Annotated in this window: 22 protein-coding genes; 12 read left to right on the top strand and 10 right to left on the bottom strand. The window is 49.0% G+C overall.

The annotated features are described in order from the left end of the window. Window positions 1-183 precede the first annotated feature (183 nt). Entirely contained in the window at window positions 184-819 is a 636-nt protein-coding gene (locus DW58_RS01895) for an Arc family DNA-binding protein (RefSeq protein ID WP_024548224.1), read from the top strand. Window positions 820-857: 38 nt separating this feature from the next. On the opposite strand, the gene DW58_RS01890 is transcribed toward DW58_RS01895, so the two are convergent. Next, window positions 858-1250: a relaxosome protein TraM gene (locus DW58_RS01890; protein ID WP_024548225.1), complete on the bottom strand. Its 393-nt coding sequence runs from the start codon at window positions 1248-1250 to the stop codon at window positions 858-860. Window positions 1251-1845: 595 nt separating this feature from the next. Here DW58_RS01890 and DW58_RS01885 point away from each other — a divergent pair. After that, complete coding sequence (locus DW58_RS01885) at window positions 1846-2385, top strand: lytic transglycosylase domain-containing protein (RefSeq protein WP_024548226.1); 540 nt, start codon at window positions 1846-1848, stop codon at window positions 2383-2385. 27 nt (window positions 2386-2412) lie between these two features. Here DW58_RS01885 and DW58_RS01880 read toward each other — a convergent pair whose 3' ends face one another. The 4 genes from DW58_RS01880 to parM all read right to left on the bottom strand — a co-directional run bounded on the left by DW58_RS01880 (window position 2413) and on the right by parM (window position 5897). Then, window positions 2413-3234: a DUF932 domain-containing protein gene (locus DW58_RS01880; protein WP_024548227.1), complete on the bottom strand. Its 822-nt coding sequence runs from the start codon at window positions 3232-3234 to the stop codon at window positions 2413-2415. A 761-nt stretch (window positions 3235-3995) separates the two neighbouring features. Beyond that, window positions 3996-4253, bottom strand: a complete 258-nt coding sequence (locus DW58_RS01875) for a hypothetical protein (RefSeq protein ID WP_024550590.1) — start codon at window positions 4251-4253, stop codon at window positions 3996-3998. Window positions 4254-4263: 10 nt separating this feature from the next. After that, window positions 4264-4920, bottom strand: a complete 657-nt coding sequence (locus tag DW58_RS01870; RefSeq protein ID WP_024550589.1) for a plasmid partitioning/stability family protein — start codon at window positions 4918-4920, stop codon at window positions 4264-4266. Between the two features lie 2 nt (window positions 4921-4922). Continuing rightward, entirely contained in the window at window positions 4923-5897 is a 975-nt protein-coding gene (gene parM / locus DW58_RS01865) for a plasmid segregation protein ParM domain-containing protein (protein WP_024550588.1), read from the bottom strand. Between the two features lie 222 nt (window positions 5898-6119). Between parM and umuD the strand changes: the two genes are divergently transcribed. The 8 genes from umuD (at window position 6120) to DW58_RS01820 (ending at window position 15864) form a co-directional block, all read left to right on the top strand. Next, the gene (gene umuD / locus DW58_RS01860) at window positions 6120-6551 is read left to right on the top strand and encodes a translesion error-prone DNA polymerase V autoproteolytic subunit (protein ID WP_024550587.1); all 432 of its coding nucleotides are present in this window, start codon (window positions 6120-6122) and stop codon (window positions 6549-6551) included. Then, window positions 6551-7822: a Y-family DNA polymerase gene (locus DW58_RS01855; RefSeq protein ID WP_024550586.1), complete on the top strand. Its 1272-nt coding sequence runs from the start codon at window positions 6551-6553 to the stop codon at window positions 7820-7822. Before umuD ends, DW58_RS01855 begins: the two co-directional genes overlap by 1 nt. Window positions 7823-8488: 666 nt before the next feature. After that, a complete protein-coding gene (locus tag DW58_RS01850) occupies window positions 8489-9196 on the top strand; it encodes a replication initiation protein (protein ID WP_024550585.1) in 708 nt (235 codons plus the stop codon). A 405-nt stretch (window positions 9197-9601) separates the two neighbouring features. Then, window positions 9602-10228: a ParA family plasmid-partitioning AAA ATPase gene (locus tag DW58_RS01845; RefSeq protein WP_024550584.1), complete on the top strand. Its 627-nt coding sequence runs from the start codon at window positions 9602-9604 to the stop codon at window positions 10226-10228. Beyond that, a complete protein-coding gene (locus DW58_RS01840) occupies window positions 10225-10530 on the top strand; it encodes a hypothetical protein (RefSeq protein ID WP_024550583.1) in 306 nt (101 codons plus the stop codon). Before DW58_RS01845 ends, DW58_RS01840 begins: the two co-directional genes overlap by 4 nt. 458 nt (window positions 10531-10988) lie before the next feature. Beyond that, window positions 10989-12136, top strand: a protein-coding gene (locus tag DW58_RS01830; RefSeq protein ID WP_152525664.1) for an IS3 family transposase whose coding sequence is annotated in 2 segments (ribosomal slippage) — window positions 10989-11226 and window positions 11226-12136 — 1149 coding nt in all. Because the reading frame shifts where the segments join, the coding sequence is not laid out codon by codon here. Between the two features lie 443 nt (window positions 12137-12579). Then, window positions 12580-13668: a hypothetical protein gene (locus DW58_RS01825; RefSeq protein ID WP_024550657.1), complete on the top strand. Its 1089-nt coding sequence runs from the start codon at window positions 12580-12582 to the stop codon at window positions 13666-13668. Next, the gene (locus tag DW58_RS01820) at window positions 13669-15864 is read left to right on the top strand and encodes a KAP family P-loop NTPase fold protein (protein ID WP_024550658.1); all 2196 of its coding nucleotides are present in this window, start codon (window positions 13669-13671) and stop codon (window positions 15862-15864) included. A gap of 786 nt (window positions 15865-16650) precedes the next feature. Here DW58_RS01820 and DW58_RS01815 read toward each other — a convergent pair. Then, window positions 16651-16830, bottom strand: a complete 180-nt coding sequence (locus tag DW58_RS01815; RefSeq protein WP_024550659.1) for a hypothetical protein — start codon at window positions 16828-16830, stop codon at window positions 16651-16653. Between the two features lie 625 nt (window positions 16831-17455). On the opposite strand from DW58_RS01815, the gene DW58_RS01810 reads away from it, so the two are divergent. Further along, window positions 17456-18364, top strand: coding sequence for an HNH endonuclease (locus DW58_RS01810; protein WP_007374408.1), 909 nt, complete (start codon window positions 17456-17458; stop codon window positions 18362-18364). 407 nt (window positions 18365-18771) lie between these two features. Here the strand turns inward: DW58_RS01810 and copM are convergent, their stop codons facing one another. From copM to silR, 4 genes are all read right to left on the bottom strand, one after another. Continuing rightward, on the bottom strand, window positions 18772-19122 hold the full coding sequence (copM, locus tag DW58_RS01805) for a CopM family metallochaperone (RefSeq protein WP_024550660.1): 351 nt from the start codon (window positions 19120-19122) through the stop codon (window positions 18772-18774). Window positions 19123-19267: 145 nt separating this feature from the next. Continuing rightward, the gene (gene silE / locus DW58_RS01800) at window positions 19268-19699 is read right to left on the bottom strand and encodes a silver-binding protein SilE (protein WP_007374411.1); all 432 of its coding nucleotides are present in this window, start codon (window positions 19697-19699) and stop codon (window positions 19268-19270) included. Window positions 19700-19944: 245 nt separating this feature from the next. Further along, window positions 19945-21420 carry a copper/silver sensor histidine kinase SilS gene (gene silS / locus DW58_RS01795; protein ID WP_024550661.1) on the bottom strand — a complete coding sequence of 492 codons (1476 nt, stop codon included), beginning with the start codon at window positions 21418-21420 and terminating at the stop codon, window positions 19945-19947. Next, window positions 21413-22093, bottom strand: a complete 681-nt coding sequence (gene silR, locus DW58_RS01790; RefSeq protein WP_000697968.1) for a copper/silver response regulator transcription factor SilR — start codon at window positions 22091-22093, stop codon at window positions 21413-21415. The genes silS and silR overlap by 8 nt, the downstream gene beginning before the upstream one ends. A gap of 189 nt (window positions 22094-22282) precedes the next feature. Here silR and silC point away from each other — a divergent pair, with 189 nt between their 5' ends. Continuing rightward, window positions 22283-23668, top strand: a complete 1386-nt coding sequence (gene silC / locus DW58_RS01785; protein WP_000475503.1) for a Cu(+)/Ag(+) efflux RND transporter outer membrane channel SilC — start codon at window positions 22283-22285, stop codon at window positions 23666-23668.

Raw genomic sequence — 23668 nt, 5'->3', positions numbered from 1 at the left:
ATGTAAACAAAGTGTGTGTGCGTAAGTGCTTGTTTACGCGGGTGATATTGTCTCATGACCCTAAAAAAAAAAAACCGTGACAGAGATCACACTTTAGTGATGTTTTTAAGATATATCCGAATATGCGCATGCTTACCCTTATCCTTGCAGGAGTACGTCCTGTGTTGTCATGGATCTAAAGTTATGAAAGTTAAAGAAAACATGTGGGAAGGTCGCGGCCGTCCACGAAAGTTCCGTGCAGGTGAGACCGTGGAATGGCGTCTGCGCGCTCCCGACAATTTGCTAATGGAATTACGGGTTCTGGCCAGAATGGGCCAGCGAAGTGTTAACGATGAAATCATAGCGAGGTTATTAATATCTCTGAATTACCAGCCAGATAAGCCTGTTATACGCACGGCAGAGGGTGAGCGTCTAATTTCACTGGCTGTAAAGTTTGAACAGTGGCTCGATGATGTACTTGGTTTTAATAGTGGCAGTGAACAGGATGAGGGAACTAAACAGGCAAAACATGAGGATGCATGGATGTGGCGCGAGGGGGAGCGAGTGCTTATTCCTGGTAAAACATCAGGGTACAGCATGCGGCTCCCGGAAAATCTGGCAGATGAAATCAGAATAATGGCCAGAGTCCATAAACGCAGCCTGAACGATGAAATGCTCACACGGCTGATGAATTCTTTGGGTTATTTGACAGGTCGGCTACTTGACCAGAACGAGGATGGTCAGGCACTTAAAGTGCTCTGTATTGCATTCGAGTGGTTTCTGAAAGAGAAGATATCGGAGGTGGAGAAAGCGCCGCTTCCGTGGGATAAACAGGAGTAGTTTAAACACATGGCCGGCACGTGTGCCGGCCTTTTTTATTAGTCTTCGTCTATCACAAAATGGTGTGACTCGGCCTCATCCTCGGCGCTATTAATGGCAGAAATATGTGAGTCCAGCAGCTCGTCCACGGTCTTGCTGTAACCCGGCCCTTTCATCAAAACATACATTTCAGTGATCAATGCGGTGAGCAACAACACCCCTTCGCGGGACCCGCTGACTTTCCTGATTACATCCCTTCTAAAGCCTTCCAGGTCAAAACTGTTCGTTTCATCTTTGGATTTATAGACCATCAGCCCCAGCCTGACGAGTTCATTAACAACGGAGGAATAGTTATTCTCTGCGTTCGAAGCGCCCTTTTGCCTTTCAATTTCGAGAATATCTTCTATCTCACGATCGATTTTATCTTTGAAGTAGATGTTTTTACGCGGCATTATTTTACCTGAAATTTCATGCAGTGCTGCATCCGGCACTGCTTAAGCGGAATAGGCGGAAATTTGCAAATTATTATGCTGGCTAATATGGTGTGGCAATCCGGCACTGTCAATATCAAATTTTGGTTATACAGGTGTGTTAGTTAGGCACTGTGATGTGTGTCATTCCGGCACCGTTCGGCAGTAAACTCCTTTTAACTAACTGAATTAAATAATAACACACGTTCCACACACCTTACAGTGCCTCTTCTGGCACCAACAGGTGTGGTAATCAGGCACTTCAATGTGTGGTAATTAACACACCTTTTCATCATTACAGTCTATCCGCAATAACTTTTCCAACATAAGTGTATGTTTCAACAGATAATAACTGCAAGACGTAGTCTTGCGTGGGGTGTGATGTTTTATATGTTAGGTAAAGAGCGGCTTTGTATTACCTGCCTGAGTGTTCTTTTTTTATTTAGCCCTGCCCGAAGGGCTGCACAGAAAGCGCTTCCTGCGCGTTTGTAAGGAATACCTTGATAAAGATGATCGCGAAGGGTATTTTTTAATGCGCCCGCCCTGGTGCGATTCAAGAGGCTTTAGTGAGCGATATATGAAAATCAATAATCTGCCCCTGCTTATGCTCGGAGTTACAATGTCATGCGCTGGCGCTCCTCAGATGTGCTTTGACCAGGCCGGACGGGATTACGGCATTGATCCTTTACTGCTTGTCGCTATTTCCATAAAAGAGAGCCGGTTGAAGGCAGACGCTGTCAATAAAGCCAATTCGAATGGATCGGAGGATGTATGCGGGATGCAGATCAACAGTTCACATTACGGCAAACTCGAAAAGTTTAATATTACCCGAGAGCGACTATTAAAAGAGCCGTGCATATGCGTGTACACAGGCGCGTGGGTATTAGCGAAGAATTTCAATTCATACGGCAGGAACTGGGACAGTGTCGGGATTTATAATGCCGGGCCCAAAATTGAACTCATCAAGACGCGCCGCAACTATGCGGATCATATCAGGCGGATTTATCGCGTTCTGCTGGCTCAAAAAAACATCACGGGTGAGCGGCTTGCATTATCGACCGCAAGCGGACCTGTGCAGGGTTTACCGGAGAAACCCACATTAAATAATGGAAAATAAAAAGCCGCTCATCAGAGCGGCTTAATGTCAAGCCTTCAGCTTTGCGAACTCTTCCGCCATTTTCCACAGCGCCTGATTAAGTTTAATATCGCCGTCAATGCCGGTGACTTCTCGCGTGGTGGTTCGCTTTCCTTTCGCCGTTCTGCCAGACAGCCCCCCCTTGATAACGTTCTCCTGAATACGGTTGAATGTGCGCCATAAATCGTTCTGATTATCTTCATAGCGACGATGACGTAAAACCTGATCGGCTGTTACCGGAATATGCGCATCACCATATTTATATTCCAGTGCAGCGCTGGCAAGCAGCTCCTGTTCCGGCTGGCTAAGCTGGACGCTTTTCATCATGTCGATATTTCCTTCAAGCTGGTCAAAGGTTTTCAACACCTCAAATGCACCCTCGATAACCTGCCCGACAATATCCCCCTTGTGCGGGACACTGATTTCTCCGAAGTTTTTCCATGCAACCAGACCATTTGAGCATACCTGCCGAAACATGCCGGGGATCATTTTATAGCTGCTCGACCCGTCATGGCTGTTCAGCAATATAATTTCCGGCACCTCTAAACCATCAATCTGATCATGGCGACGCAGGCGTAACATATGCTTTGTGAAGTCACGTTTTTCAATATCACGCGGGCGTGACTGGGTAGCATAATAGGGCTGAAAACCTTCTTCACGCAGACGTTCAAGAAGCGTAATGGTCGGAATATAAGTATACCGCGCTGAGCGTGAATCATGCTTTTCTTCCGAAAACGCGCTCGGCACAATGCGCTGCAATTCTTCATTTGTCAGCGGACGGTTATTACGAATTGATGTCGGCATACGGTAGCGGGATGCAAAACTGACCATTTTTATTACCTCTTTTTCGTTGGTGAATTAACTGTGATTTAATTCCGGTTTTAAATTCTGCTTAACCTGCCGGGATGCCTCACGCCCTTAAAATCATCTTCCTGGAAGATTCTTGAGCGGCGGTTTTGACTTTCTGTGTGTGCATCCTGGTTTTCTCCTGCGGGGATGGTTAATCCATCTCCCTGGTGAGTTCTCTCGCGGCAAAGGGCAAGGGAGCGACAGCCACGGGCAGAAAACAAGGGCGCCGCAGGCGTGCCATTTACCCTTGTTTTATGAACGGGGATGGTGCTACAGACAGCCCTCCGCGGGAGGACAAACAGGGTGATGGCCTCACCGCATGAACAGGATGCACACACCCGACACGTCGGAACGGCGGGGCGTCATTAAAGCGCCGGTGAAACCGGCGTGGTGAACGCTGCCGGCATCGCCGGCTGCATGCCCTTGACCTCGGCCATCAGACCCTGGCCGCAGGCCCGGAACCCAGCGGGGTCCGGCGGAGACTGGCGGGTGCGCAGCAGCCGCCTGCCGTAGCAGGGCTGACGACCCGGGCGGTACGCTCGGGGAGCCGAAGGGGGCTCCGGTGTCCTGACAGTGTTGTAGTTATACGGAGAGAACTGAGCCAGTACTGCAACGGGGAAAAGCAGAAAGGGGATCAAGTACGCTACTGTGATGGCTCACTTTAAAAATACGGATTATCACAGGCACGAAAAGACATAAAAAAAGCCCGGCAGCGCGGGCTTAAGTTCTCACGGTCACAAGAGTTACCGTGTATTTTTTTCTTCATCAAATGCGAGCAGCAAACCGGCACACATCAGCAGCGCATACCCCAGCTGCAGCCCGATCTTCATTGCCAGTGGAACATCGTCAATAATCACCAGTGGCACTATCAGTAAAATACTGGTCAGCAGCAGACCTCGCCCTATCTTCTTCACGCGATTCTGCAATTCACGCTCAGGAACGCCCGACTGACGCAATTTTCCGGCAATAAATTTCTGAGCTTTACGGGTTAACGATCCCATTCATTGCTCCTCACAAAAGTTTTTTCATGTTTGCGCGTACTGTCGTGGCACTGCTCTCTGATAGCGTATCAACGTCAGTTTTCATCGTGTCACGCTCCTGTACCGCTCCCGCTACCGGCATTGTGGCGCCGCTCATGCCGGCAAGTAATGCCGCCAGTTCGCGCACATCCTGCGGAGGAACAGGATGGCTGGCCAACAGACGAGGCAGACGGGCATCCAGGGTATGAAGTGCGCAACCCGTAGTAATAAGCTGGCGTAACATCTGCCCACGCAGGCGAGTGGACACCGCTTCGATCAGCGATACGGTAATATCCGTTTCCGGTAACTGCAGATTCAGCCGGCGGCGCTGATACCCTTCCCCCTCCTCCCCTTCAGGTGGCCGCATCGTACTGACAGAGGCATCACCCAGACCGGCTACCGCTGATGGCTGGCACGTCAGTGCAGCCATCAGGCACTCCACCTGTCCGGCGCGAAGCTGCCCGTCAAAAAGCTCGGTGATGAGCGCTGGTAACCGGCAATCAATTCTGTAAAGCACTCCCCCTGAGATAGCGGCCGTGCGCAGAAAATCACCCCGGTAGGTTTTTGACACTGTCTCAATGGTGCCGGCAACAAGCATATCTGTCCGGTCATCATTGTGAAGATAGTAGGAGTATTTGCCGGCTGGCACAGTCAGACCTCGCTTCGGTACAAGGCAATTTCTCTGGCCAGTGCCAGCTGCGGCTCATGGATTATTTCTATCCGCTCAGCTGCGATCGGCCATGCCTCCCGGACAGCGTCTTCGATAAGCACGGCGCCGCCGCCAACCAGAAAAATACGGTTAACGCTGCGGTACCGCGCAAGCTCGCTGACAACCTGCGCACCCAGGGTGGAAATTGCTTCGTCAATTTTTTTGATAACGTACTGAATTTGGTCACCATCATTAATGATGCTGCTCAGAAATGCACGATCTTTACGTTTCTGGATCACGTTGTCTGCAACCAGCGGACTCGTTTCACTTTCAGCCACACGCAGTGCTGCCTGAGCCGCACGAGTCACCATTGATACCCCGATACCCGGATTACCGTGTACAGCGCTGATATCCTCAAACTGACCAACGATTACACAGGCATCAAGGGTAGTTCCTCCCAGATCAATAATCAGTGTGGTTTCCGATGAGCCAGGTTTCAGCTGAGCCAGCCGGCTGAAACCTGCCGGCAGTGACTCGGGCAAAACAGTCACATCAGCTATCTGAAAACGTTCACGCTTATTCACGGTGAGGTCACGCAGAAGGTTCTGACGCTTTCTCTCGATATTTTGCTCGTTCTTCTGACAGTCCTGATCGTAAAACTCACTCAGCGGGAGTGTCACTGTCAGACTGACGGGCTGGGGCGAAAGCCCGCTATTGAGCAGCGCATGATGTACGGCGATGAGATTCAGATCGCCATACTGATATTCCACGTTAGTGGTCGGCACAGCATCGCGGCTCACTGCATCCCAGGTGTATTTAAGATTACCGACCTGGTAATTAAGAGCACTGTAACCAAAGTCTGCGACTTTCCAGCCGTGCCGGAAGGAGTTGGGCGTTACGGACGTTTTCAATTTTCCTTCTTCAAACCAGGCAAGTTTCACGTTGGTCGAACCATCATCACAATACACGTTAAGCATAACGAACACCCTTAGATACTCAAAATGAGTATCTATATTAACGCAAAGTGCCTTTATGTCAATTTCAAATACTCATTATGAGTATCTTAAAAATTCATTTTTGACTCATTTAGCAGTGTGGACGCTGTTTTTCTTAAAATGAGTATTTATATCCACTCTTCACATTTTTGTTTTTAGTTGCTTATACTGGATATACATACAGCTAATAAGAGTCAAAAAAAAATGAAACTGGTGACCTTCAAGCCTGCCAGTCTTTGCCTGCCGCAGGTTTTCCCTTTGTTTGCCGATAAGGCTGCGTGCGGTTTCCCTTCTCCGGCCCAGGACTATGTGGAAGCGGAGCTGGATTTGAACGACTACTGCGTCAGACACCGCAGCGCCACGTATTTCCTGCGTGCCAGCGGGGAAAGTATGCGGGACGGAAGTTTATACAACGGAGATTTACTGGTTGTGGACAGCGCCGAGAGGCCAGACCACGGCGATATTGTGGTGGCCTGCCTGGCAGGAGAATTTACGGTCAAACGCCTGCAGCTACGCCCTCGGCTGGCCCTTCTGGCCATGAACGCCAGCTTCCCGCCGATTTACCCTGATCCGGATGAGCTCGATATCTTTGGCGTGGTGACGCACATCATTCACCGGCCGAGGGAGATGTTCTGATGTTCGGCCTTGCAGACGTGAATTCCTTTTACGCCAGCGCCCAGCAGGTGTTCCGGCCGGACCTCAAGGGTAAGCCGGTGGTGATCCTGAGTAATAACGACGGGTGTTGTATCGCGCGGTCGCGTGAAGCGAAGAAGTATGTGCAGATGGGGGCGCCGTGGTTCCAGATTAAAAACGGCACCTATCCTGAAAAACTGCATGTATTCTCAAGCAATTACGAGCTATATGCCTCGATGTCGAACCGCGTGATGACGTGCCTTGAGGACTTGTCCCCCAGGGTTGAACAGTACAGCATCGATGAGATGTTCCTCGACCTGCGGGGCGTTGATGGATGCATGGCGTTTGAGGACTTCGGGCGCCAGCTGCGGGAGCACGTTTATGCCTGCACCCGGATGACGATCGGTGTGGGAATGGGCCCAACAAAAACACTCGCCAAATCGGCACAGTGGGCCTCGAAAGAGTGGCCACAGTTTCGCGGCGTGCTGGCCCTGACTGCCGATAACCCGGCCAGAACAGAAAAACTGTTGTCACTGCAGCCAGTGGAGGAAGTCTGGGGTGTGGGCAGACGCATTGCCATAAAGCTCGGGGTTATGGGGATCACAACCGCGCTGCAGCTGGCGCGCGCCAACCCAACGTTTATCAGAAAAAATTTCAGTGTGGTACTTGAGCGCACAGTCCGGGAGCTGGCCGGTGAAAGCTGTATCAGCCTGGAAGAAGCGCCCCCCACAAAACAGCAGATCGTCTGCTCCCGGTCTTTCGGTGAAAAAATCGTTACTTTTGAAGCTATGCGGCAGGCCGTCTGCCAGTACGCTGAACGCGCTGCAGAGAAACTACGTGGGGAGCGCCAGTTCTGCCGGCACATATCTGTATTTATCAAGTCCTCACCCTTCGCGGTAAACGAGCCGTATTACAGCAACGTGGCCAGCGAGAAGCTGCTGACGGCTACCCAGGACACCCGGGACATTATTGCGGCCGCTGTAGCGGCGCTGGAGCGCATCTGGCGAGATGGCCACCGGTATGCCAAAGCCGGCGTGATGCTTAATGATTTCAGTTCCACAGGCGTGGCTCAGCTGAACCTGTTTGATGAGCAGCCCCCGCGGCCACACAGTAAAGAGCTGATGCAGGTACTGGATAATATAAATCACACCGGTCCTGGCAGGGTGTGGTTTGCCGGTCGGGGAATTGCACCGGAGTGGCAAATGAAACGTGAGATGTTGTCGCCGGCCTATACCACTCGCTGGAAAGATATACCTGTAGCCAGGATTATGTGAATTATGGGGGGGTGTACGAATGTCTGTAGTGCTCGCCGCAAACACGTGACCGAGCGTAGCGAGCGAACGTGTGAGGAAGCGCAATATCACAATACATGCATACTGCGCGTTCACACAGTTCTGCCAGTAAAACTTAAGCTGTTTCCCACAGATAACTCATAGTGGGGATAACTCGCTTAACTTTAGCTGTTTCCCATACCTACTTTATCCCTTTCCCATATTCACTTCACACAGGCGCACTGTAGAAGGCTCTGCCCTTATTTTTCATGCAACCCTGCGTACCGTAAGGTGTGGTGACTTACTTTAGGTATTTCCCATATATCCACACCGAGTCGGTTATCCCCAGGTATATTTTTAATAAGTTTATATATATTTTTTATTCTTTTTAATTCTTTTTAGAAGCTCACCAGGCCAGTCCTGGCGCGGCTCTCAGGGCATCTTGTTGGGAAACAGCTTAAGTTAGTATGGGGAATGGCTTAAGTTCTTCTGGGAGACGCCTTAAGTTTGTATGGGAAACAGCTAAAGTCGGTATGGGAAATAGCTAAAGTTGAGATCCGATATTGTGCACAGTATGGGAAATACAGAAAGTTTGCTTTGACGTAACGTTTTATTATGCCAGTATGGGAAAAAATAAAACCTCCCACATCCTCACAAGGCGTTGTGAAAATGGCTGAAATCACTGAAAAAAAAGCGCATAGCCAGCTCAAGATCGCGCAGTCTAACGAGTTAACTGAAGCCGCCTATTACCTCCCTCTGCAGGCGAAGCGTGTGCTATGGCTATGCCTCATGCAAACCTATCACGAGAGCGAACACACAGGTTTATTCACAGTTCGGGTCGCCGACTATCAACGCTATTTCAAGGTGTCACAAGCTACGGCAAGTACTGATGTCAGAAAGGGCATCGAGGAACTGGGAAACCGTCAGGTTACCTTTTTCCCTACCGAGGGTGATTATGAGGAGATCAGACGCCCGTGGCTTGCTGAAGCGGGACTTAAGCGTGGGCGTGGCCAATGGAATATTGAGATAAACAGCAAGGTGATGCCATATCTTATGGGCCTGACCAGCCAGTTCACAACCTACACGTTACTGGACTGTGGGCGCATCAATTCCGTTCGCGTCATCAGGCTTTACGAGAGCCTGTGCCAGTACCGTTCGTCAGGTATCTGGATTACCTCAGCTGACTGGCTGGCCGCCAGGTATGAACTTCCTGAATCTCAACGTTCGAATTTTGCTGAAATGAAGCGCACGTTCCTTACACCGGCACTGGAAAAAATCAATAAACTGACGCCTTTAAAAGTGATCATGAAAGAGGCGGATGGACGTCTTATTTTCAATATCCTTTCTGCACCTCTGTCCCTTCCAGCTGCTCAATAACTTGTGCTGTTTCCCATGAAGGGCTGTCCTTCATGGGAATCACCTAAAGTACCCCATCTCGTCTATACCCTTAGTTCGATCCCCCTCGACTGCTCTCTGCTGCGTTATCCTTGCTCAACAGCAGAATCATTCAGCAGATGATAATCGCTACCTATCTCACTCATTCACTAACAACTTAACAAGTTAACAAAATCATACATTATTAAGTTACTAACATCATATCTTGCTAAGATACTAATAATAAATTCGTTATTAATCAATAGGAAGAAAAATAGTTAATAACTTATTAAGTTATCATCAAGGCAATTTGCTTGTGTTTTTCATCCTGTTAGATATTATTAACTTATCAGCTTGTGAACTTAATAACTTGCTAACTTAACATCTTAACATACTTGGGTAGATACTATGATCATAGTCTTAGGTAGCCAAAAGGGCGGTGTTGGTAAAAGTACACTGGCGGTATCAATCGCAGCTTACTTGATGTCGCTTGGTAAGCGTGTGCTCATCGTTGATGCTGATGACCAAAAATCGGTCCTGACCTGGTACAACAGTCGTCCAGAAGAACTACCACATCTTCCTGTGACTGGTGCGACCGGGAACATCAAGGCGATGCTGAAGGAACATGAAAAGTCTTATGACTATGTGATCGCAGATTGTGCAGGTCGAGACAGTGCTGAAATGCGTAGTGGCTTGATGGCCGCAGACGTGTTCATTTCGCCACTCAGACCGTCCCAAATGGATTTAGACGTCGTTCCTCACACATGCTCAGTTTTCACAGCAGCGAAGGACTTCAACGAAAACGTTAAAGGTTATCTGGTGCTGAACATGACGCCGACCAATATGTTTGTAAATGAGGCGAATCAGGCAGCTGAGGTACTGAAAGACTTCCCGCAGATGAGCCTTGCCGAATCCCGTGTGTGTGATCGGAAAGCTCATCGTGATGCATGGGCTGAATCGATGACGATTTATGAAACTCAGAATGCCAAAGCACAGGAAGAGATTGAAGCCCTGGTTAAAGAGGTGATTTTGTGAGAAACAGAACTAACATTCCACCGCGCGATGAAGCTGCTTTCATAAATGGTGGTACTGCTGGCATTGATAAGGCAACGCCTGAAAAAACTTCGCAGCGTAAGCAGAATGCCAAAGCAAAGCCCATAAGTTTTTCCCTGACGGAAGAAAATCTGGTTAACATTGATGCAGTAATCAGGGATGCCATGAACGCGGGGATTACGGGTGTAGGTCGATCTGATGTTGTTAGAGCTGCGCTGATAGCATTAGATAAGCTGTCGACTGACGAGGTTGCAACTTTGGTCCGCGACGCAAAGCTAAGATAACAAGATAACAAGATAACAAGATAACAAGATAACAAGATAACAAGATAACAAGATAACAAGATAACAAGATAACATCTTATTATCTTGTTAAACCTTTTTTCTTCATCCAGGTCAAAAGAAGGATTCATAAGATTATTGGCAAGGTTTCGCTACCCCTTTGCCAATAAACAAGATTACTTTACCCATGTTTTCATCATTTCAAGTATTCATGCTTTCATAATTAACGTAGGAGGTTGGTTATGGCTGAGCCTTACTGGCTGAAGGTGTACTTCGCAGGACAAACCGCGCCTAAGCGTTTTAAAGTTGAACCTGGTCATGAAGAAAGTAATTCTCTTTTGATGTCCGCCGTGAAGCTGAGCAGAGACTGCCGTAGCCACGCAGCTTGTTTATGCACGTGAATCGCCACGGGTTTAACAGACACCTCAGAGTCATTTAAGATGGCTTAAAGAGAGGTGCCCATGAGCGGTAAGCGTTATCCCGAAGAGTTTAAAATTGAAGCAGTCAAACAGGTTGTTGATCGTGGTTATTCTGTTTCCAGCGTTGCAACACGTCTCGATATCACCACCCACAGCCTTTACGCCTGGATAAAGAAGTACGGTCCGGATTCCTCCACTCATAAAGAACAGTCAGATGCTCAGGCCGAGATCCGCCGTCTCCAGAAAGAGCTGAAGCGGGTTACTGACGAACGGGACATATTAAAAAAAGCCGCGGCGTACTTCGCAAAACTGTCCGACTGAGGTACGCCTTTATCCGTGACAACGCCCGTTGCTGGCCTGTTCGCCTGCTCTGTCGGGTGCTGGATGTTCATCCCAGTGGCTTTTACGCATGGCTTCAGCAGCCGCATTCACAACGCCATCGGGCAGACCTGAGACTGACAGGACAGATTAAACAGTTCTGGCTGGAATCGGGATGGGTCTATGGTTATCGCAAGATCCATCTGGATCTGCGGGACAGCGGGCAACAGTGCGGAGTCAACAGAGTCTGGCGACTGATGAAACGTGTCGGGATAAAGGCTCAGGTCGGATACCGGAGCCCGCGGGCACGTAAAGGCGAGGCCAGTATTGTGTCGCCCAACAGGCTCCAGCGACAGTTCAATCCGGATGCTCCGGATGAGCGTTGGGTAACCGACATAACCTATATCAGGACCCACGAAGGCTGGCTGTATCTTGCTGTGGTTGTTGATCTGTTCTCACGCAAAATTATCGGCTGGTCCATGCAATCCCGGATGACAAAGGACATTGTCCTGAACGCACTGCTGATGGCTGTATGGCGGCGTAATCCCCAAAAACAGGTGCTGGTTCATTCGGATCAGGGCAGTCAGTACACAAGCCATGAGTGGCAGTCGTTCCTGAAATCACACGGACTGGAGGGCAGCATGAGCCGTCGCGGTAACTGCCACGATAATGCGGTTGCAGAAAGCTTTTTCCAGTTGTTGAAACGCGAACGGATAAAGAAAAAGATCTACGGAACGCGGGAGGAAGCCCGCAGCGATATTTTTGATTACATCGAAATGTTTTATAACAGTAAGCGTCGGCATGGTTCTAGCGATCAGATGTCACCGACAGAATATGAAAACCAGTATTATCAACGGCTCGGAAGTGTCTAGATTATCCGTGGCGATTCAGCCGGGATGTCAGTACAGACCATAAACTAATAGTTACCGTAAGCCTTTACAAGGGCATAAACGTGACCACATGCATCCAGTTTCTCTATATACGAACGCGCCTATCAGATGCTCTCTACCATTCCGGTGCTGATACATACGGCACCATGCTGACGGGACTGAGACCCTTCCCCATTATCACGGAAATTATTACCAGCTATAGCAAACTTCGTTTCACCAAATCGGCTTAGCCAGAGATCCGGAACTAGAGGTTTTCGGATCCACAGAGAAATGAGAAGGAACAGACAGCAATATAGCAATACGACCATCACTTTCACCGATACAACAGTCATCACAAAAAAGAGTCAGCAGTGAATCTATGCAATAGCTATTTATAATACTGCTACGCTAGCATATAGGCAAAAGCAAAGATAAAAGGAAAGATGATGCTCAGCCAGCTTAACCTTCGTTTTCATAAAAAGCTGATCGAAGCGCTGAAAATGCGCGCCGGTCGCGAAAATACCTCGGTCAACGCCTTAGCCGAACGTTTCCTCGATGACGGTCTCAAAACGGTTGCTGCCGGCGACGGCTGGTTTCAGTTGATTGCCGATCCGGAGGCCACGGTCCGGCAACTGTACCGGCATATTATTCTCGGCCAGACCTTTGGCAGCGCCCCCGTTTCCCGCGACGAGCTGCGCTTCATTCTGGTTCATGCCAGGGAAGCCTTTCTGCAAGGAAGGGACAGGCTGGCCACTCTTCCGGCCCTGGGCACGCTGCTCGACATCACCCGCGACCTGCTGGCCTGGCAGGTGGAGCATGGCCGCCCGGTGGACAGCCACTACCTGAAGGGGATCTTCCGCCTGGCCGGGGAAAACTGGACGGAAGAGTTTGACCAGTTCCGGTCAGAGCTGCGCCCGGTCGTTGATCAGGCGTATGCCGAATATCTCCTGCGCCCGCTGGAAAGTGACTGCTTTGAACTGGCGAACGTGCCTGACAGCCAGCTGGCTGAGATATTCACGCTGCTGCGTATGAAAGAGATTTTCCCCCTGGTTCTGCGCGGGCTGGACTGGAGCACGGAAAAAGCCAGAGCCCTGGCAGAGGAGCTGCATCCGATGATCCCGGCCGTGACGGAAACCGTTGAGGCCGGCACGCTGCGTCTCGATATCCGTACCGAAGGCCAGCAACGCGGCGAACGCCCGGGCGCCTGGTATAACACGCCGCGTCTGCACCTGCTGATCACCGGACAGGATTTCGTGGTGCCGTACGGGTGGGACGTGTTCTCCGAACTGCTGGGCCTGTTCACGCTGTATGCCCGCCATCCGGAGGCGCTGGCGCACGGGCATCAGGGAGAGCGGGTGATGTTCTCCCCGCCCGGACACGTCACAAAGGAAGGATTTTTCGGGATCGACGGGCTGCGAATTTTTTTGCCGGCGGAGGCCTTTGAGATGCTGGTCAGGCAGCTCACCACGCATTGTGATAAAGGCTCGCTGGCGGAGGCTCTGACCGGGCTGCGCTGCCTCTACGGGGATATATAAATGGCTGCTGAATCAGAACTGTCCCGGGCCGGCTTTGAAGGGCCGGTGGTAAAAGCGGAAGACGATCGCTATGGTTTTACAGTCATTGCGAACGGACTGGCCCGCAGCATTTGTATGCTGGATGAAAATATCAGCACTGTTATCGGTATCGAGGGCAAATGGGGATCAGGGAAAACAAGCCTCCTTAATATGCTGACTGGCCAGCTCAGGCAGCAGGTTCCGGACAGTACCGAAATAGTCCCATTTTCACCGTGGCTTATTTCTCCGGATGAGAGTCCGGTAACATCCTTGCTGCTGACCATTGCGGGCAGGCTGGCGAAATATGATACCGAGGCTCAGAAGGATATGCATAACGTGACGACGTTAGCCGGTACGCTGGCTAATTATGCGCAGCAGACTTCCCGTAGGCTTGCCCCGGCAGCTCGGCTGGCCGGCAAACTCGGCGTTCCCGGATTGGAGATTGTCGCCGATGTGATGGCAGCAGTGTCAGACACGGACCTGCACCAACGGCAGAAAACGGCTGCAGAACTGCGCACAGAGCTTGAACAGAAAATCACCGCGCTGGGGATCAGTTTTATTATTATCATTGACGACCTGGACAGGCTTGAGCCTGCTCAGGCGGTCGAGATATTACGGATGGTTCGTTCGGTGGCCGATTTCTCCAGATTTCGCTATGTCATGTGTTATGACAGGGAGGTACTGGCACATGCTGTTGAACGCGGGCTGGGTGTACCGGACGGACGGCTTTATCTGCAGAAAATAGTCCCGCTTTCATTTGCTCTGCCCATGCCGGAGAGTTTTACGCTGCGTCGGGCATTCCGTGAAAGCGCCCTGTCATTATGGCACCAGGTCAGTGAGCAAGAGCCTGATGCAGACAGTAAGGAGTTACTGGCACGTTTTGTCGAGGTCTACGGAGAAAATCTGTCCACCCCACGGGAAGTAAACCAGGCACTCAATGCCATTCGTTTTCGGTATCATGGACTCCGGGATTATGTCTATTTTCCTGATTTATGTCTCCTGCAGCTGATTAATACCGTTAATCCTGCGTTTGCATCCTGGACTGAAGCTTACCTGACCGCCTGGTCTATGGTCGTCAGCCGTGACGGCTCGGTAGATGAGCAGGAGAAGGCTGTGCAGCTCGACAATCTGGAGACCGCACTGAAAGAGTTCGGGGTATCCAGGGCCGCTTCCATGTGGGAACTGCATTCGTGGCTGCCGGGCATTACCGGATTTAATAGGGGTACCCTGCAACTGTTTGAAAGACAGCAGCCAGCAGAAGCGGAACAGGCAACAAATCAGCGCCGGCTGGGGAGCAGTATCTACTGGCGCTATTATTTTTCATTTTCGGCCCCTCAGAACGTGATGTCTGATGCCGATATTAAGCAGATTATTGCGCTCGCTGCCAGGAACTATGATGCGCTGGAAGCCCGACTTATGGAAAGCGTGACTGATAACGGCATCTCCTCCCGAACCTGGTTTGAGCATATTCTGACGCGACTCACTCCCGGCGTCACAGAAAAATCCGGTGCGGAAGTTCAGCGCAATCTGCTGAAATTTTTTTTCCGCTGTAGCGATCGCATCCTGCCCTTTTATCGTGAAAGAGACATTTTTTATCGTCAGGAAAATACCGGCATCGATCCACTCGTCACGCAGCTGACACATCAGCTGCTGTCAGTCAGACGAAGGGAAACGATGCGTTTCCTTTGTCGTCTTTTCCGCAAGTCCGAAGCGTTTGCATGGGCCGCTATATATCTACGTAATTTTCTGCCTCAGCGCAACGCACAACGCAATAATCAGACATCTCTCTTTACTGCCGAAGAAACAGAGATGCTACGCCAGGCGTTAACAGCGCGGCTCAAAGAGAAAAAGATCCGTAAAATAATTCCCCATGTTCCCTACCTGTCAATTTTCCTATCAGTATGGGCCGAGCTTTCAGGCGATGACGTTGTCTCAGAGTGGGCAAGCGAAACCAGTCTGGCCGACAGGGATTTTCTGCAGATGTTGCTTAACTTCAGAACTGCCGTCAGCAGCAGCGACCAGGGTGAGTACCTGAAACTTAACCTCGATCACGTGAACCGTATTTTAGGCATGCCTGCGCGGGAAAAATATCGGGAAATTAAAGCAAAGCAAATACCTGCCTTATCAGCAATGATATTGGAAATAGAGGATGCCATCCTGATGAATAAGGAACACTAGCGCCGGTTCGCCGGCGTCAAGCAACTGCAGTTGCAGGCAAGACGCCGTAATATATCCTGTCGGTAAGTGCCGGCGCGTTGGTATGTCCGAAAGTCCCCGGCCATCTTCTGGTTAAGGCCGCATTTTCGGTAATTCGTCATCCTGCCAACCGCTTACCTTGCCGGTACATACTCTATATTCGGTCAGGACACTCGTTCCAGACGGTTTCTCAAATAAATTTGGCCAAAATCCCGGGACACCCGGGCCCGCCTGAAGGCCTTCCGCCGCACTGGTGAATAAAACACGGTGCGCAGGCCGATGCGAAGGTTTTTCCGGCCAGAGCTGCCGGTAAACAAGCAGGGTAATCAGTACAGTAAAAGTGCCGTTATACCGTGTCGCCCGGACATTTTTATGTAACCGTTTGGCTGCTAAAATTCATTACTTTTGCTGTGTAAGTTTAAATTTATATTTAGATGAGAGAACACGCCCACCCCAAACATTCGTCGAAAATCGCTGATTGTCGTTAAAATTCGCCAATCGTCGGCTAACTTCGCAAATCTACGCCAGACGTAATCAACCATTTGCGGAAACCGGCTAAAAAGAAGCATCAAACATAACCGTCTTTCTGCATGCCTGACTATGCATAAATCCATACTGCAGCAAAATATTTGCCATGAAACAAAATTCTGTATTCGAATGGATCAGGAGTAATCGCCCCGCCGTGTAATTTAATAATCTGAATCATTTGTTATTCCTTTTGGTAGTACAGTAAAAGTGCCGTTATACCGTGTCGCCCGGTCATTTGAATTACACCGTTTGGCCGCTAAAATTCAGTACTTTTTCCGGCAGCAGCTGCGCGGTCAACGCCAGGAATCCGGACATTCCCGTGTGACACCGGCTGCTGGCGACCGCATAACTGAATATAAAACCCGCCAGCCAGTTGATCCACTTTCCCGGAAGTCCGCCGGCGCGGCCTTTTTCTCGCATTCACCCGCATATTTCTCCATCCCTACAAAAAATTCCGGAATTCACGAAGCACACCGCATTCATTACGACAACCATAAAACTGCAGGGCGACCGTGATAGCTGCCCAGACTTCCGGTTCTGCCTTTTTTCGGATCCCGGATGACAAAACGCATGATATTTCCTGTAAATGCAATTATTCATAACATTTATATTCATATATGTTAAAAGTGCGAAATTAGCATCAGTTGTTGGTTATTATTAAGATTTCAGCAACAAACCGTATCCCACCCGCTTCGTTAAAAAAACCGAAGGTCATCAGAAGCGCTCACTGATCGTTCCGGGCTGAGACGGTGGCAGCGTCACGGGTAATGTCTCTATTTTATTGGTCGTGAGGAAGGCCGGATAATGGCCAAACTAAGAAGCCATAGCATTGGGGGCAGCCTGCTGATCTGGTATGATCGAGCAGAGGCTCATCTCAATGAGCAATCCCCGCAACAAATTTTTTCGGGGTGCAACAGACCCTTTAGTGTCCAGGCCTGAAAAAAAAGAAAGCACGGTCTCTGAGAGACTACGGTCCTTACGCAACCATACCGGTTAGCGAGCTTTATATTTTCATTATGACTATCTGTATAACAGGGGAATGAATGTGATTAAAAAAATATGCGAAGTGATTGATGGAGAGTATGTCTGTGACATTGATATCAGTGTGGAAGAATGGAAAACTTTATTAACAAATGATAAAGTTTTTGACACAAAAAGTATTGCAGCGTTAAAAAAATGGTTTATTGAGCCAAATCATTCCTGCACATGCTTCGATATTGGTAAGAAGTACGACCTGCACAGCATGAGTGCTAATGGAGTCATAAACGGACTGGGTGGCAGAGTTCAAAAAGAACTTGGTAGATTCGAGGTTAAAGGTGTCGGAAATATCGCATCCGGTACAAAATTCATTACCGTAATGAAGAGTAAAGAAATCGGCGGAAAACCCAAAAGAAACTTATGGACAATTCGTGAGGAACTTGTTCAGGCAATTAACGAACTGGATTTTTTTGGTACAACAGAAATGGCCAGCAGTGAGTATTACTCTGACGATGAGTTGATCAATGCCATAGAGAAAAGTAATATCTTTGACAACGTTCAGACGTTTGAATATACAGGGGAAGCCAAACCAAAGAAAAATGCAATAGAAGTAAAAAATGGCCTCTCGTATCCCAGGAGTAAAGGCGTATCCCAAAATGCGCTGAATAAAGCAGGTTACAGATGTGAAGTCGATAGTGACCACCCAACATTCAGAAGGCGAAATTCATCCTTAAATTACACAGAACCTCATCACATTGTACCTATGTCCAGGCAAGATGCTTTTGACACATCTCTTGATGTTGAAGAAAATATCATATCTCTGTGTTGCAATTGCCATAAACAAATTCACCTTGGTCAGGGTTATGAAGATATGCTGAAAGAAATATACACTGCGCGAAAAAGGTTATTAAAAAAAGTTGGTATTGATATATCACTGGAAAACTTGATTCTTTATTACAAAATGGAAAGTAAGTGAGATTCAAACGAGAGTGATACCTTCGTTTTATTGGTCGGGATGAACAGCAGATGATGTTTCCGGCAAGTATCGGGTCCAGAAACTTTCTGTTAAAAAAGAGGTAAAAGTAGTCTTGAGCCCTGACTGCGAATTGCCATTGCGCATGACCAGAGAACAGGACGAACCCCTGCCAAACCCAGGCATGAGAAACACCTTTAAAACATAGGCTTAATTAAAATCAGCAATTCCCATCGAAATAATAAGCAAGCAGAATTGGCTCAGGTGAATTTCACTCGGTGCAGTGCATGCGTTGGGGGGGGTAAAAGGAAAAACCCGAAATGAATCGGGTTTTGATTAATTAACGATTAACAGGTTCCCGTGCCCGGGAACACTCTGACTGTACGCGCAATATATTATTTCCGCAATCATTATTTTTGATTACCAAGCCATTTATTCATCTGCTCAATTTCACCTTTTTGAGCTTTAATGATGTCGTGCGCGAGCTTTCTCATTTCCGGATCTTTTCCGTATTTTAGCTCGGTCTCAGCCATTGCTATTGCCCCTTCATGGTGTGCTACCATGCCTTTCGCAAAAGCCTTGTCGGGATCGGACTCTTTTACAGCGGCCATCATTTTGTCATGCATACCTTTCATGCCGGACATATATTCCTGTGACGATGCCGATGAGGATATATCTGACATTTTCATTTCTGAATGTTCTGCGGAAATCGCTGGCAGGGATAACATCAGTATAACAAAAAGCGAATTTGTGATTTTCATATAATAAACCCTTTCAGATGGTTACCGGATAAGTTTAGCTGAGTCAGACAAAAAAGCCCCCTGAAGGGGGCAAAAAATAACAACATATCCGTATAAGGGACAATCTATCAAGGAAAGGGTAACCGCACGGAAACTTCAGTTGTCATCAGCCCGCATTGATCATGCGGCGGTGTGCATCAGCCATAGCCTGATGGGGGCCGGACTGACCGTTATTCGTAAATTCATGGGCAACAGCTGCTCTTTCATGTTCATTCATCGCCGCAAACGAAGTCGCCGGACGGGAAGCGTTAACGGTGCCAGTTCCCATCATCTTCTGATGACTTTCCGCCATTTTTTTATGTGCATCTGCTGAACCATTGTTCATGGTTTCATGAACAATAATAGCCTGTTCATGCTGATCCATACCGGCCATCCGTGGAGCTGCCCCCTGGATGGCGGCTGGAGTTGAAGAAGACTGCATCTGATGGGCCGGAGCCTGAGCATTATTGACACGCTCATGGATATTTACAGTTTCAGTGGCCCAGGCCGTAGAAATTAAGCTCAAACCTAACACTGATGCTAAGACGATATTTTTCATGGTAACTCTCCATTTCTGAATTAGTGATGTCCGTGAATTTCGATCTGTGTCCTCAGTAGTACAACTGACAACTCTACAGACCTTATTCCGCCGGGATGAGGCTTTAATACAACTCCTGGCTTGTGCTGATGCCGTGTATGGATGAAGTAATAATGCCTTCCTGATAAGTTGCACTAATTATATCGAATGGCTTCTGTTTGCTGCATGACAGGCTAATGACATCTTTGTCATTTAAATCTTTATTCTCAGTACTGGGTTTCCGGAATCATTTTCTCCAGTCTGGGCACGGATAGGATAAAACGAGTTGAACGTATGTCCGATTCCACCTGCACTCTTCCGTGATGTGCTTCCACGATGGACTTCACAATCGCAAGGCCGATGCCGCTGCCTTCTCCTTTTCGTTGTCTGGACGGATCTACCCGATAAAAACGGTCAAACAGCCTTGATAAATGCTCTTCAGGGATTGGTTTCCCCGGATTTTCAATCACAAGGTCAAAAAAGCTCTCCTGCTCTCTTATTGAGACGGTGATTGCCTGTCCCTCCGGGGTATAACGCAGGGCATTGGATAACAGATTATTGATCGCCCTTCTGAACATTTGTGGATCTCCCTCAACCAGGCAGGGCATCCCGTTAAATTTGAGCGTGATATTGCGTTCTTCGGCCCAGGCTTCGAAAAACTCGAAGACTTTCATGACTTCCGCTCTGAGGTCAAACATGACCCTGTCAGGTATCAGCTGATTATTATCTGCCTGTGCCAGGAACAGCATATCGCTGACCATTTTGGTCATCCGGTTATACTCTTCAAGACTGGAATAGAGGACATCCTCAAGTTCCCTCTGTGTTCGATCCTGACTCAGTGCGATTTCAGTCTGCGTCACCAGATTGGTGATGGGCGTTCTGATCTCATGCGCGATATCGGCAGAGAAATTGGCCTGGCGGGTAAAGACATCCTCAATCTTTCCAATCATATGATTGAACGAGATAACCAGTTGCTCCAGCTCAATGGGAACGCGTGTCGGTTCCAGTCGCGCATCAAGATTCTCGGAGGTGATGTTTTTAATGGCATTGCTGACATTACGAAGGGGCAGGTGCCCCTGACGGACAGCGATTCGAATGATCAGAACAATCAACAGGCTTATCACGACGGCAATCGCAATCAGGTTCTTTTTCAGCGCATCGAGGTAATGGAGATGGAAATTAATGGATAGGCCAGTCAGCATGACATAGTTCTGCTGTTTGCCCTGAAATATCGCCTGACCAGAGGAGGCGATAATCCTGTATGTTTCCATCTTCATTTCGGACCCGGTATCCATCGGTCCCGCAGGATCCTCCACCGTCCAGAGAAAGACATCCCGTGCGCGGCTGTGCTCGCTAAAATCTGCTGAATTCTCTGCCGGGCGTAGTGCCGCCCCCTGAGCTGAGCTAAAGAGCACTTCACCCCTGGGATTGAGGAGCAAAAGGGCAACGTTGCGGTAGCTGGCAATTGATTCCTTTATTTTGCTTATTTTTTTATCATCCGGATCCACCGGGGACTGCAGTATACGGTTCAGTGTGGTGCTGATTTGTTGAAGATCGCTGACATCCTGCTCGGCAAAATGATTTTCAACAGAATGCAGCATAAACCAGGTGAAGGCGATAAAAGCCAGTATCGTGGACAGGCTGATAAAAAAGGTCAGCCGCAGAGCGAGTGAGAAAGGGCGTCTGGAAGGTTTGCTATGCATCCGGGACCTCCAGCATGTAGCCCACGCCCCGGACTGTCTGGATCAGCTTTGTCTCGTAATCGTTGTCTATTTTAGCGCGGAGTCGCTTTACTGCGACATCGATCGCATTAGTGTCGCTGTCAAAATTCATGTCCCAGACCTGAGAGGCAATCAGGGAGCGGGGAAGAACCTCTCCCTGATGGCGAATGAAGAATTCCAGCAGGCTGAACTCTTTACTGGTGAGCACAATGCGGTTTCCGGCGCGACTGACTTTTCTGGATACGAGATCAATCGAGAGGTCAGCCACCTTAAACTGGCTTTCCGTGATCATCGTGTTTCCCCGCCTCAGAAGGGTTCTCACCCGGGCGAGCAGTTCGGCAAACGCAAAGGGTTTAACCAGATAATCGTCCGCACCCAGTTCCAGTCCTTTGACCCTATGTTCGATCGTGCCGAGGGCTGTCAGCAGTAAGACCGGCATACCCTTTCCGGCAGTGCGCAGCATGCGGATGATATCCCAGCCGTTCACATCAGGTAGCATGATATCCAGAATGACTAAATCATACTCGGCTGTCATGGCGAGATGATATCCGGTAAGACCATTATCAGCGTGATCCACTACGAACCCTGCCTCTGTAAGCCCTTTGCTGAGATATTCACCTGTTTTAATTTCGTCTTCGACGATCAATATTTTCATCTTGCTCCCCGGCTGGCTGCTAATGTCATTCTATTGCGCCCACGATCGTTATCAACGGATTACAGCAAAAATGACAACATTGTCATTATCCTGTCACTCGGCAAACAGAGAGCGTTAGGTAAAGTACCCCTATCAATACTCTGGACTTCATTTGAACCATTTACCAGGTCTGCCTGGACGAGAAGCGTTATGTTCAAATTAAAATTACTCAGCATTAGCACGATATTCATCCTGGCAGGCTGCGTGTCGCTTGCGCCTGAATATCAGCGGCCCGCAGCACCGGTACCCCAGCAGTTTTCACTGTCCCATAACAGCCTGACGCCAGCGGTAAATGGCTATCAGGATACGGGCTGGCGTAACTTTTTTGTCGATCCCCAGGTTACCCGGTTGATCGGTGAAGCTCTGACTAATAACCGTGATTTGAGAATGGCTGCCCTGAAGGTTGAAGAGGCCCGAGCCCAGTTCAACGTCACGGATGCAGATCGTTATCCCCAGCTGAATGCCTCATCCGGGATAACATACAGCGGTGGTCTGAAAGGTGACAAGCCGACCACACAGGAGTACGACGCGAGACTGGAGCTCAGCTATGAGCTCGATTTTTTCGGCAAACTTAAGAACATGAGTGATGCTGACCGCCAGAACTACTTTGCCAGCGAAGAAGCCCGTCGGGCCGTACACATCCTGCTGGTCTCCAACGTTTCACAGAGCTATTTCAGCCAGCAACTGGCGTACGAACAACTCCGTATTGCGCGGGAAACGCTGAAAAATTATGAACAGTCCTATGCTTTCGTTGAGCAACAGCTCGTGACCGGGAGTACGAACGTTCTGGCACTTGAACAGGCGAGAGGACAAATCGAAAGTACCCGCGCCGAAATAGCCAAACGAGAAGGCGATCTGGCTCAGGCAAACAATGCCCTGCAACTGGTGCTGGGAACGTACCGCGCACTTCCGTCAGAAAAAGGGATGAAAGGCGGGGAGATCGCACCAGTAAAATTGCCACCAAATCTATCTTCACAAATTTTGCTGCAGCGACCGGATATTATGGAAGCGGAATATCAGCTGAAAGCGGCTGATGCCAATATTGGCGCAGCGCGAGCGGCCTTTTTCCCCTCCATTACCCTGACCAGTGGTCTTTCCGCAAGCAGTACGGAGCTGTCAAGCCTGTTTACGTCAGGAAGTGGAATGTGGAATTTTATCCCTAAAATTGAAATTCCTATTTTTAATGCTGGCAGGAATAAAGCCAATCTGAAGCTGGCTGAAATTCGCCAGCAACAATCGGTGGTTAATTACGAACAAAAAATTCAGTCAGCCTTTAAGGATGTTTCCGACACGCTTGCGCTGCGCGACAGCCTTAGCCAGCAACTTGAGTCACAGCAGCGTTATCTTGATTCACTTCAGATAACTCTCCAGCGTGCCAGAGGATTATATGCAAGTGGTGCTGTCAGCTACATAGAAGTGCTGGATGCAGAACGTTCCCTCTTCGCTACGCAGCAAACCATTCTCGATCTTACCTATTCCCGACAGGTTAACGAAATTAATCTGTTTACCGCGCTGGGTGGCGGTTGGGTAGAGTAA

The organism is Siccibacter turicensis LMG 23730 (genome assembly GCF_000463155.2).
Classification (GTDB): Bacteria; Pseudomonadota; Gammaproteobacteria; order Enterobacterales; family Enterobacteriaceae; genus Siccibacter; species Siccibacter turicensis.
The sequence above is the reverse complement of the archived record's forward strand: the minus strand, read 5'-3'. Positions and strand labels throughout refer to the sequence as shown.